Below are 612 nucleotides of genomic sequence, written 5' to 3'. Positions count from 1 at the left end.
GCGTTAACCGGGCACTCCGGTTCACACAGTGCACAGTCGATACACTCGTCCGGGTGGATGACCAGAAAATTTTCGCCTTCGTAGAAACAGTCTACCGGGCACACTTCCACACAATCGGTGTGTTTGCAGTTAATGCAGTTCTCACCTACTACGAACGTCATATCCTGTCCTCGCCAGGTGTCTTCATTTTGTACAGCGCCAAGAGCTGATTATAGCAGCAACAGGCACGGTCTCGCTTGGGGTGGCGCTAGTCTAGCGATATGCCCAGAGGCAGGCAAACGCAGCGTTGATATAAGGATATAGCGCATGCAGTCAGAAGAGGACACGGGCGGGGGGATGGAGCACCTGCAGGAGCACTTCTCGAGGTGCGAACCCCCGAGTGCCGGTCGAGTTGCGAGAAGCGAGTTTCGAAAGGCAAACCCGAAAACAGGGTAAAGTCTGACGGTTTTCGCTTCTCGTCACCGGGCTTGTCGTGCCACCAACCCAGCGCTGTTCCTGCAGCGCTAAAGCAGTCCTCTCAGCTTGTAGAGTGCCTCCAGCGCCTGCTTCGGCGTCAAATCATCCGGGTCCAGTTCCTTGAGGGCGTGCTCCACGGCACTGGGCTCACTGAAC

General features: G+C 56.2%; 1 protein-coding gene. It reads right to left on the bottom strand.

Translation table 11 applies throughout. The features are described 5' to 3' along the window. Positions 1 to 161: ferredoxin family protein (locus tag A3730_RS29475; RefSeq protein WP_197477320.1), on the bottom strand; the 161-nt coding region annotated here is incomplete at its 3' end. Positions 162 to 612 lie beyond the last annotated feature (451 nt).

Source organism: Alcanivorax sp. HI0044 (assembly GCF_001634945.1).
This window is presented reverse-complemented; position numbering and strand designations above follow the sequence as displayed.